This is a genomic window from Vagococcus sp. CY53-2 (assembly GCF_022604695.1).
GTDB lineage: Bacteria > Bacillota > Bacilli > Lactobacillales > Vagococcaceae > Vagococcus.
In genome coordinates this window covers 1-6901 of sequence record NZ_JALAHP010000016.1, presented here as the reverse complement: position 1 = coordinate 6901, position 6901 = coordinate 1, and the positions used below count along the sequence as shown (strand labels likewise).

The following is a 6901-nucleotide window of genomic DNA, read 5'->3' as shown; positions in this document are numbered from 1 at the left end:
AAGTAGAAAAACTTCTCCATACTTTTGGAAAAGTTTTTTATTTTTTTTTTTTTGAAAAACTAATTTTTCAATTGAAATGATTTAGGATAATTCTTTTATTGATAAAAAATAGTGTATGTCAAAGGTGTGTCAAAGGTGGTTAAAAGGTGTATCAAAGGTGTGTTAAAGGTATGTCAAAGGTGGTTAAAAGGTGTGTTAAAGGTGTGTTAAAACAGTGCAAACGAGAAAAAATCATGTTATATCGGAAACGTTGATACTATCAACCCAACAGCTTGCCTGTTGGCAGTTTCCCTTATGCTCTTTAGACGTAAAATTGGCCAAAAGTAAGATGACGAATGATTGAATGACTCATCTATAAAAAAATAAGTCAAAGGAAATGACGTTTTAGATTTAAAAATCGACACACATGAGTTAAATTTTTACGTTCAAAAATAAAAAGACTTTGAAAAAGTTTAAAAAGAAATCGTTAGAAAAAATAGTTTGAATCATTTAAAAAGAGAATTCCGTTAATCAGAAAATTATTTTTTGACTTCAAAAAGTATCGAGCAGCGCGATAAAAAAAAGAAAAAAATTCTATCAATATGTGTAGAATTTTTTTCTTTTTTTGCGGTCTTAGGTGCCACCTAACAAGCTAAACAATTTTCAATTTTTGGGTTTGTACGTACAAACCCGTTGCTTGCCTTATTGATTTTTTGGCAACAATTGATTTTTAGTCTGATCACTTTTTGATTTTTTTGCCAAACTTTTTTTCAACACACGTGATTCTTTTCCATTTGTCACACCACTTTTTTTTTCAAAAAGGACAAAAATTTCCCTCTCTCTTTTTTTCTTTTTGTTCGCAGACTTTTAAAAATTTTTTTCCTTTTTTATTTTACTTGGTGACATCTTTTTTATTTTTTTTCATCTAATCAATCAACAAAAAATAACACGAAACAAAAAAAATGATTGGGTGTCTTTCACTATCTCGAAAAAAAAAGAATCGCCACTTGATGGGATTCTTTTTTGACTGTTTATGTAGACCAATTGGCATTCACAATCTCGCGAACTGAATCCGTTGGTAGGTGTGATACTTCTTAAAATGGTGATTATGTTAATCAACGAGATAAATAACTATTTCTTACTTCTGTTTCATCAATCTCAATCCATTAAGTGTTACTAATAAAGTTGCTCCCATATCTGCAACAATAGCAATCCAAAGTGATAACCATCCTGGAATAATTAGCAATAAAGCTAAGAATTTAATGCTTAAAGAGAAAGTAATATTTTGTTTTATAATTTTTAATGTTTTTCGACTAAGATTAACAATAAACGGTAACTTTTGTAAATCATCACCCATTAAGGCAACATCAGCTGTTTCTAAAGCAGTGTCCGTTCCAGCCCCACCCATTGCAATCCCAACAGTTGCTGATGCTAACGCAGGAGCATCATTTACTCCGTCTCCTACCATAGCCACTTTTCCATACTTTTCTTTAAGCTCTTTAATATACTCTAACTTATCTTGTGGCATTAAATCACCTTTAATGTCTGTCACACCAACTTGTTCTCCAATTGATTTAGCTGTTCTGATATTGTCACCAGTTAACATAATTGTATGTTCAATACCTAACTGATGAAGCTTAGCGATTACTTCTGAACTTGACTTTCTTAATTCATCAGCAACTGCGATAATTGCCAAAATATTTTGTGCTGTTCCAAAAATCATGACGGTTTTTCCTTGCTCTTGTAACTTCTCATAATTTTTCATGACACTAGCTTGCCTAATTAATTCTGAATCAAATAATTTAGGACTTCCAACAAAATAAGTTGTACCTTGATAATCACCTTTAATTCCTTTACCAGTTACTGATTTAAAATTCATAATATCGATCATTTGATAGTTTGACTCTCTTCTATCAGCTTCTTTAAGAATGGCTGAAGCTAAAGGATGTTGAGAAAGTATTTCTAACGCTGAAATGATAGATAAGTACTGATTTTCTTGATTTGTGTCACTTACAACAAAGTCTGTTACAGAAGGCGTTCCTTTGGTTAAAGTCCCTGTTTTATCAAAAGCGATTGCTTTTAATCCTCCGATTTCTTCGAGATAAATACCTCCTTTTACCAGCACACCATTTTTAGCTGAATTTCCAATAGCTGAAACGATTGAAACAGGTGTTGAGATAACTAATGAACAAGGACAACCAACTACTAATAGTGATAAACCCTGGTACAACCACTTATTCCAATCACCACCAAAAAACAATGGTGGAATAATGATAATTAAAGCCGAAATAGCCATGATAGAAGGGGTATAGTATTTAGCAAAGTTATCAACGAATGCTTGTGCAGGTGCTCGTTCTCCTTGTGCTTCTTCCACTAAATGAATGATTTTAGCAATGGTTGTATCATTAACATGTTTAGTCACTTCCACTTCTAAAATCCCCTCTCCATTTAAAGTACCTGCAAAAATTTCGTCCTTATTTTGTTTTTCAATTGGAACAGACTCACCCGTTATTGCTGCTTGATTAACAGCAGAATGTCCTTTAATGACTACCCCATCCATAGCTATTTTTTGCCCTGGTTTAATAACCATAATATCTCCTATTTGAATATCAGAAACATTTATCATTTTTTCTTCGTTATTTCTTCTAATCAAAGCTTCTTTTGGTGCTATATCCATTAACGAACGAATAGATTGTCTTGCTTTATCCATTGAAAATCGTTCAAGGGCTTCACTAACAGCGAATAAGATAACTACAATAGAACCTTCAGCCCATTCACCTATAATTGATGCGCCTATAATTGCTATTGTCATTAAAACTTCCATTGAAAAGTTTAATTTAAGTAAATCCTTAATTCCTTCTGTAAATAAACTAAATCCACCAATAACGATAGCTGATATAAATAAGCTTTTAGTTATGATATCATTCTCGCCTGCAGTAGCTCTAAAATAAAAAGCTATGGCTATTAATATTACTGAAATAACTAATGTCCAATTACGTTTCAAGAAAGAATCTTTCTGTTCCCCTTCAGATTCTTGATTGTCCTCATCTTGAATAATTAGATTTTCAAAAGCTCCAGCAGACTTAATTTCTTGAATGGAAGATGTTCCCTCAACTTTAATTTTTCCAGCACCAAAGTTTACTTTTGCATCTGTTACACCTTCAATACTTTTAACATTTTTTTCAAATTTAGCAGCACAATTCGTACAGCTTAATCCCTCTACTCGATATGTTTTACTAGAAGTTTCTTTACTCATATCTATCACCCTTTTCTAGTTGTTTTCCAAAATTTATCAATTCAACAATCCTATCATCAGAACTAAAATAATAAACTAATTTGCCTATTTTTTTACTATCTACAACACCTAATTTTTTTAATGATTGCAAATGATGTGATGTATTTGCCATAGTTGCTCCAATAATATTGGCTACGTCACATACACATAGTTGATCTTCATAAGCTAAAGCATGTAATATTTTGAATCTATTTTCATCTGATAAAATTTTAAATAAAGAACTTAGATCTTTGCTATTAGTATTTTTTAATCTCTCTTTTGAATTAGTTACTTGCTCCTCATGAATACAAGTAATCTCACATATTTCATTTGTCACGTTTATTCCTCCAAAATCACTCATTCAAGTTCATACTTGATTATATATAAACAGATTGTAATAATCAAGTACAAGTTTGATTGTATTTGATTTCACTAGGTATAATTTGATTTATGTTAACTCTACAAAATACTTAAAGCCTTCAGTATAATTCTGAAGGCTTTCCTTTTATATTTTTTTTAATTCTCTTAAATGAAATTTAATATGACTTTCAATAAATGTTGCTATAGTAAAATAACTATGATCATAACCTATTTCTCTTTTATATGTTACGTCTCTATCAACATTTTTAGCAGCAGATAAAAATGCCTCTTCATCTAATTGTAACTCATAGAAGTTATCATCTGTACCTTGTGTTATTAATATCGGAACATTATTTTTGGTTGATTTTTTTATAATTTCTGTAGCATCCCATTCTTTCCATGCTGACTTATCATTTCCTAAATAAGAGGAGAAGGCTTTTTTCCCCCAAGGAACGTTGCTTGGATTAGATATTGGAGCAAATGCTGAGATAGAAACAAATCGGTTTGGATTTCTTAGCCCAAGTACTAATGCACCATGACCTCCCATTGAATGTCCCATAATGCTTTCTTTTCCTGAGAAATTTGGAATTAAAGTGTACACAATTTCAGGAAGTTCTTTAGTTAGATAATCATACATTTGAAAATTTTCTTTCCATGGTTCTAAAGTAGCATTTATATAAAAACTAGCTCCCTGTCCTAAATCCCAGTCATCACTATCAGCAACATTGCCTCTAGGTGATGTATCTGGCATAATAAATGCAACGTTTTGCTCAGAAGCATATTTCTGAAATGCTCCTTTTTGACTAAAATTATCATCTGTACAAGTTAAACCTGCCAACCACCAAATAAGTGGAACTGTTTCAGTTTCTGATTTAGATTCTGGTAAAAATAAACTAAATATCATTTCACATTTCAAAATTTTTGAAGTATGCTGATATTTAATTTGCTTTCCACCAAAAGAAGTATGAATTTCCAATATTTTCAAGTCCATACATCTAATCTCCATAAGTTAACATAGTTCGAATTGATTCACCGTTATGCAGTAACTTAAATGATTCATTAATTTGTGAGAAACTTAGTCTATGTGTAATAAACGAATCTAAATCAATCTTTCCATCCATAAATTCTTCAACCATGCCAGGTAATTGGGTTCGACCTTTCACTCCTCCAAAAGCAGAGCCTTTCCATACACGTCCTGTTACTAATTGGAATGGGCGCGTGTGAATCTCTTTTCCTGCTCCAGCAACTCCAATAATAATACTCTCTCCCCATCCTTTATGGCATGATTCTAATGCAGATCGCATTACTTCAACATTTCCAATGCATTCGAAACTATAGTCTACACCTCCATCTGTCATTTCAACTATTACTTCTTGTATTGATTTTTCATAATCTTTAGGATTTACAAAGTCAGTAGCTCCCATCTTTTTCGCTAATTCCCATTTATCAGGATTCGTATCGACTGCAATAATACATTGAGCATTAACTTTCTTTAAACCTTGAATAACTGCAAGACCAATAGCTCCTAAACCAAATACAGCAGTAATAGCCCCTTCTTCGACTTTTGCTGTATTTTCAACTGCACCTATACCTGTTGTAACACCACAACCTAGCAATCCAACTTTTTCTAATGGTGCATTTTCATTTATTTTCACTAAATTAATTTCGTTTACTACTGTATACTCACTAAAAGTACTGGTACCCATGTAATGATAAATTGGTTCACCGTTATATGAAAAACGAGTTGTACCATCAGGCATTACTCCTTTTCCTTGTGATTCTCTTACAGCAGAACATAAATTTGTTTTTCCAGATAAACAAAATTTACATTTACCACATTCTGCTGTGTATAAAGGTATAACGTGATCTCCTTCTTTAACGGATGTAACACCAGAACCAACTTTTACAACGACTCCAGCTCCCTCATGTCCTAACACAACAGGAAATACACCTTCAGGATCTTCACCTGATAAAGTATAAGCATCTGTATGGCAGACAGATGTATACAATATTTTAACCATAACTTCATTTTCTTTTGGATCTTCCACATCAATCTCTACAATTTCTAATGGTCTATTTGGACCAAATGCAACAGCAGCTCTACTTTTCATAACTATTCTCCATCCATTTTCATAATTAGATTACTCATCTATCTTATTTATTAAAATCCTTTTTGTACGTTATTGCTTATTATATAAACAATGACAAAAAAAGCAATACTGATGTTTTTGACACTATAGATTTTAATTGATATAATTTCTAAAAATATAAATCAAAAACAATAATGAGGTTCCTTTTATGTATAATTACAATGAAAAATATTTTGTCAATACTAAGGATTTAGCTATGTCTGTTATTGGCGGAAAATATAAAATAGCAATTGTCTGGTCTTTGTTACAAAAACCTATATTACGATTAAGCGAAATAGAAAAGATGCTGCCAGATATTAATCAAAGAATGATTATTAGGCAGTTACGTGAACTAGAAAAAGACAACATAGTTAAACGAACTGTATACCCTGTAGTTCCTCCAAAAGTTGAATACCAACTAACAGATATTGGAATGGAATTATTACCAATAGTCGATAATATATGTGCATGGGGTGATAAGTTTTGGAATAGTATTAAGTAATAAAAAAATATGTAAACAATGGATTTTGATTGTTATTTAGAATCATGATATAATAAATATGCGAAAACAAGAAGATTTGCTAGTATATCTAGCACAAAAGCCACTACCTTTACAGAGGTAGTGGCTTCAGAGTGAAGACAAACCAATTACTCATTAAGAGTAATTGGTTTGTCTTTTTTATATTCTATGATTAATGTAGGTAAAAAATTAAAAATAGAGCCCTCTAGGTCTCTTAATTTAAGCATTTTTGCTAATTTTTTTATATTAAGACATGCGAAATAAGCCCAATTTTCATGTGCATTTTTTCTTTGCCTATTAAGTTGGTATAACGTAATCCATGAAATTCATTGGCTATTCCAAATAACCTCTCAATCGTCTGTTTACGATTATTATAGATAGATTTCATTCCAATGGCATGACGTATGTCCTCACATCGTTCCATATCATCTTCCCATAAATGACGTTGAACTTATTTTCTCTTATCCTTTGATTGCGTACATTTATTTATTAAAGAACACGTCATACAATCGTGAGGGTTACTTTTATATTCTCGATAACCATCTCGATTAGTTGTCGTATAAGTTAATGTTTTCATATTGGGACAAATAGATTGATCATAGTATTCGTCATAAACATAATCATATTTTTTGAAAAAAC

Annotated in this window: 5 protein-coding genes and 1 pseudogene; 1 reads left to right on the top strand and 5 read right to left on the bottom strand. The window is 31.5% G+C overall.

The genetic code is table 11. From position 1 onward, the window contains the following. Positions 1-1117: 1117 nt before the first annotated feature. The 4 genes from MN581_RS09925 to MN581_RS09910 all read right to left on the bottom strand — a co-directional run bounded on the left by MN581_RS09925 (position 1118) and on the right by MN581_RS09910 (position 5724). On the bottom strand, positions 1118-3235 hold the full coding sequence (locus MN581_RS09925) for a heavy metal translocating P-type ATPase (protein ID WP_241699698.1): 2118 nt from the start codon (positions 3233-3235) through the stop codon (positions 1118-1120). Next, on the bottom strand, positions 3228-3590 hold the full coding sequence (locus MN581_RS09920) for a metalloregulator ArsR/SmtB family transcription factor (RefSeq protein ID WP_241699697.1): 363 nt from the start codon (positions 3588-3590) through the stop codon (positions 3228-3230). The genes MN581_RS09925 and MN581_RS09920 overlap by 8 nt, the downstream gene beginning before the upstream one ends. A gap of 168 nt (positions 3591-3758) precedes the next feature. Then, on the bottom strand, positions 3759-4604 hold the full coding sequence (gene fghA / locus MN581_RS09915; protein WP_241699696.1) for an S-formylglutathione hydrolase: 846 nt from the start codon (positions 4602-4604) through the stop codon (positions 3759-3761). 4 nt (positions 4605-4608) lie between these two features. Next, complete coding sequence (locus MN581_RS09910) at positions 4609-5724, bottom strand: S-(hydroxymethyl)glutathione dehydrogenase/class III alcohol dehydrogenase (RefSeq protein WP_241699695.1); 1116 nt, start codon at positions 5722-5724, stop codon at positions 4609-4611. Positions 5725-5911: 187 nt separating this feature from the next. On the opposite strand from MN581_RS09910, the gene MN581_RS09905 reads away from it, so the two are divergent. Continuing rightward, positions 5912-6244 carry a helix-turn-helix domain-containing protein gene (locus MN581_RS09905; RefSeq protein WP_241699694.1) on the top strand — a complete coding sequence of 111 codons (333 nt, stop codon included), beginning with the start codon at positions 5912-5914 and terminating at the stop codon, positions 6242-6244. A gap of 109 nt (positions 6245-6353) precedes the next feature. Here the strand turns inward: MN581_RS09905 and MN581_RS09900 are convergent. Further along, positions 6354-6901 (bottom strand): annotated as a pseudogene (locus MN581_RS09900) (transposase); the annotation flags it as partial.

Bases quoted from the DNA above. Each gene is read 5' to 3' on its own strand.
- MN581_RS09925 (WP_241699698.1), bottom strand. From the start codon at position 3,235: ATGAGTAAAGAAACTTCTAGTAAAACATATCGAGTAGAGGGATTAAGC.
- fghA (WP_241699696.1), bottom strand. From the start codon at position 4,604: ATGGACTTGAAAATATTGGAAATTCATACTTCTTTTGGTGGAAAGCAA.
- MN581_RS09910 (WP_241699695.1), bottom strand. From the start codon at position 5,724: ATGAAAAGTAGAGCTGCTGTTGCATTTGGTCCAAATAGACCATTAGAA.
- MN581_RS09905 (WP_241699694.1), top strand. From the start codon at position 5,912: ATGTATAATTACAATGAAAAATATTTTGTCAATACTAAGGATTTAGCT.